Raw genomic sequence first — 445 nt, forward strand, 5'->3', positions numbered from 1 at the left:
GCCACGTCCTTCTTCGCCTCTGTGTGCCAAGGTTTCCACCGTCAGCCCTTTCTATCTTGACCAATTCTCTTTTTTTGTTTGTGGTTAGTTCTTTTGCTTTTGGGTCTGTTTCCTTTCCCTGAGCTTGAGTTCTAACTACGAACTACTACCAGTTTTTTCTTTCTCTGCAATTTTCAAGGTTCTGGCTGGAATCCTCTCCAGCAGTCTTGCTGTTTTCTAACAGCTAAGGTGCTGAATTATCCTGCTTTTTGAACCGGACTTGGGAGTTTGAAAGCTTTTGTTTGACTCATTCTTCTCGACCGACCTGGGATGACTTCTGTGAGTGCTTTTTTTGTTGGGATTTGGCACTTCTCCAGAAGTAGGTCTCCCTAAAAAGGAGGTGATCCAGCCACACCTTCCGGTACGGCTACCTTGTTACGACTTCACCCCAGTCATCAGCCCTGCC

At 46.3% G+C, this 445-nt stretch carries 1 rRNA gene; it reads right to left on the minus strand.

From position 1 onward, the window contains the following. Nucleotides 1-372: 372 nt before the first annotated feature. Nucleotides 373-445: ribosomal RNA gene (locus PL9214_RS29345) — 16S ribosomal RNA — on the minus strand; the annotation flags it as partial.

The sequence above is a fragment of the Planktothrix tepida PCC 9214 genome, assembly GCF_900009145.1.
Classification (GTDB): Bacteria; Cyanobacteriota; Cyanobacteriia; order Cyanobacteriales; family Microcoleaceae; genus Planktothrix; species Planktothrix tepida.